We start from the raw sequence: 3,155 nt of genomic DNA, 5'->3' as shown, positions 1-3,155 counted from the left end.
TACGTTCCTGAACTTAATCTTGATAAATCAACTTTTACTTCGTTTGATTGGTAAGTACTACTTAAAACTCTTTGTCCTGTAATTGTAAACACTTCTACTTTCTTGATTTCTTCAATATAGCTGATGTTCAATTCAGAATCTGCAGGGTTTGGATAGTATTTCAATTCTGCCAAATCTAAAGACTCATTACTTAAATTTAACGTTACCAATACCGCTGTTGGCATACTACCACAATTGTTGGCTCCTGTTAAAATTCCGTAATACGTTGTTTGATCTTGCAATGGCAAACTTGAATTTAACTGATTTACTTGTTTAACTGCATCGTCATAACTTGCAAACCAGCTTACGTTTGGCTGATTCATCACTAAATCTAAAATGCGTGCTTGTCTGTTAAAATTCTGCGTCATTTGTCCGGTTGGACTGTTTGGACGTGGATTAACTATTACACTTACACTTGTTCTACTTGTAATACAGCCTGTCACCGAAGTTGCTAAATAATACGTCCCGGTGGTTACTACAAATGTTTCCGGTAATGCCGTTGTGGTACTATTGTTCACATACCAAAGGTATTTACCTGTGGTTGGATGTAATTCTGCTATTGTGATACCCTCACATGTAACTATAGAAGTCATTGAAGGCGCACTTACATTAACTACTTGAACAGGAACTGCCACACGGATAGATTCACAATTGCCTATTACTTGTTGTACATAATATGTTCCGTTTGAAACTGTAGTAGTACCTGCCAATGGAGTCATTGATTGTTGTGATGAATACCATCTTAATGTTGCAGACGGATCTTTAACTACTACTAAATCATCTAAAGTACTACTCACACAAACTACTTGTGAAGAAGCTGTTGGCGCGGCTACTGCTGCTGCTACTGTTACTTGAACAGCTTGGCGTGCCGATTCACAATTTCCTACGTATGAACTTATATAATAAGTAGTACTTGCTAACAATTGGCTAGATGGCAATTCTGTGGTGCTTGTAGCACTACTATACCATTTTAATTGGGTATAATTTAATCCGCCTATTGTAATGTTTTGAACTCTTGTATTGCTACAAACATCTAATTGCGTAGTACTTATTGGGGTACCTTGACCCAGACTAATCTGTATAGCTGTTCTTGAACCACTTTCACAAACACCTACCGTTTGCGATGCGTAATAGGTTACTCCGTTTGCCAATGCTGTTGAACTTGGTAACAAAATACCACCTGTCGCTGCACTATACCATTTTATGTTGCTACCTGTTATTACCACATTCGCTAAAGTGGCATTTTGTCCGGTACAGAAACTTTGATTAACCCCTACTGGTGGGTGTACAAATGCCGGTTGTGTAACAATTACAGATTGGGTTTTTGAACAACCGTTTGCATCGGTTACAGTTACATCATAAGTTCCTGCCAATAAACTGCTAATAGCAGCTCCTGTTTGCCCGTTTGTCCATGAGTAAGTATAAGGTGCAGAACCTCCGCTAACTGATATAGCTGCTGAACCATCGTTTAATCCATTACAACTTACTGGTGTTGATGTTGCTGTTAACACTAAGTCTGCTGGCTGGGTAATTGATACTGTTGAAGTAGCTTTACATCCGTTTGCATCGGTTACTGTAACACTGAATGTAGCTGCACCTAAATTATTTGCGGTTGCAGTTGTCATTCCGTTTGACCAAAAATAGGTATAGGGTGCCGTTCCGCCTGTAGCGGTTACAGTTGCTGATCCGTTACTATTGTTGTTACAAGTTACATTGGTAACCCCACTCATCGTTGCAGATAAAACAGCTGGTTCGGTTATAGTATAGGTTGCTGTTGCAACTTCATTAAACGCGTCGGTTACAGTTACCGTGTAATTACCTGGCGCTAAATTACTAATCGCCGGGGTGTTACCTCCACCATTAGACCACACATAATTATAAGGTGCTGTACCGCCCGTTACATTTATGGTAATACTACCGTTGTTTGCACCGTTACACGAAATGTTGTTTTGAGATACTAAAACGATATCATAAGGTATCGCAGGTTGGGTAATTACTACCGATTGGGTAGCTGTACATCCGTTCGCATCGGTTACTAAAACGGTATACGTTCCTGCTGCAAGGTTGGTTGCCGTATCGGCAGTACCGCCACTTGGTGACCATGAATACGTATAAGGTGCTGTTCCCCCAGTTGCTGTTACCGTTGCCGATCCGTCGCTTCCGCCGTAAACACTTACATTAGTTTGAGAACTTACTACTGGTGTTATTACTGCCGGTTCTACTATGGTAAAGTTCTGGGTTATAGGACAACCGTTGGCATCGCGCACTGTAACTGAATAAGCTCCCGGTGCCATTTTGTTGTTGGTTAAACCTATTTTTCCGTCTGACCATAAAACCGTGTAAGGTGGTACTCCGCCACTTGGAGCTACTGTAGCCGATCCGTCGTTTTTACCGTTACAGCTAACATTAGTAAATGTTAAGGCTGGCAATATTAACGTTGGTTCTGTGATGGTCGCAGAGGCTGTTTTAACAGTTCCTCTAGCATCGGTTACTGTTACCGTATGTGTTCCTGCCGGTAGATTAGCAACAGAAGCTGTTGTTGCTCCTGATGGGGCCCATGCATACGTATAAGGTGGTTTTCCGCCCTCTACTGTTGCTTCTACCATGCCGGTAGTAGCTCCGTTACATAAAACATCTGTTTTATCTACACTAACCAATAATGGTGGAATGTCTTCGTAATAAATATTGTCTATATATGTATAAGAACTTCCCGTTACTGTTTTGAATGAAAATGCAAAATAATCATCAGTGGTATTTGGCAGATAAACAATAAACTCTTGCCATGAATTTGTTAATGCAAAATTACCTTGTACAAGTGTTTTAGTTGCAGCACCCGTATTGCCATTCATTGTATAAATCTCTAAATTTTGGTACGGTATATATGTTGTAGAATTTACCATAGCAGAAAAACGTATGCGTTTGTTTCCGCCTCCTAAATTAGCCGTCTCTGGTGACACCAACATTAAATCGCCTGTAGCAGTTGTGCGGTACACGTAAAAACCTTGGGAACTTGGCGCTTGCGCAGCAGTTGTACTGGTATAAGCATATCCAGAATTAGTATCTATATATGACCAACACAATGGTTGCGATGCATTGGTAGAACCACCTCCAGGTGT

General features: G+C 40.6%; 1 protein-coding gene. It reads right to left on the bottom strand.

Annotation, left to right across the window (positions count from 1 at the left end; genetic code table 11):
* The coding region (locus EG242_RS14630; protein ID WP_124900672.1) for an Ig-like domain-containing protein at positions 1-3,155 on the bottom strand (3,155 nt) is incomplete at both ends.

This window comes from Paenimyroides viscosum (assembly GCF_003858535.1).
Lineage (GTDB): Bacteria > Bacteroidota > Bacteroidia > Flavobacteriales > Flavobacteriaceae > Flavobacterium > Flavobacterium viscosum.
This window is presented reverse-complemented; position numbering and strand designations above follow the sequence as displayed.